The organism is Corynebacterium sp. HMSC035E02, from assembly GCF_001836065.1.
GTDB classification, from domain to species: Bacteria; Actinomycetota; Actinomycetes; order Mycobacteriales; family Mycobacteriaceae; genus Corynebacterium; species Corynebacterium hiratae.
This window is the reverse complement of the sequence record NZ_KV827361.1, coordinates 1-310: the sequence shown is the minus strand read 5'-3', so window position 1 is coordinate 310 and position 310 is coordinate 1. Positions and strand designations below refer to the sequence as shown.

1 protein-coding gene is annotated in these 310 nt (G+C 61.6%); it reads right to left on the bottom strand.

Annotated elements, in window-relative coordinates:
- Positions 1-310: restriction endonuclease (locus HMPREF2635_RS09065; RefSeq protein ID WP_210401606.1), on the bottom strand; the 310-nt coding region annotated here is incomplete at both ends.

Sequence of the window (310 nt, the reverse complement as noted above, 5' to 3'; positions counted from 1 at the left end):
GGCCAGGGCGTCCTCCGCGTGGGAAGACCAGTGGTCCGTGGTGGAGATGATCAGGCGGCTGCCGAAGTGCTGGCGGCCTTCTTCCGTTTCGAAGGAATGCCCAGAGGCCTCGAAGAAGGAATCCAGGTGGGACTTCTGGATGCGCGCCTTGGAGTCATAGAACTTGCACTGGATGGCGGTCCACGTGCCGTCATCCACCCGGCGGGCCACCAGGTCAATGCCGGTATCTGCCTTGCCACCGTTGTAGCGCCAATCCGTCCAGCGGCAGACCTCATCGAACTGGTTCTTCAAGGTCGGGTCGGTCTTGAAA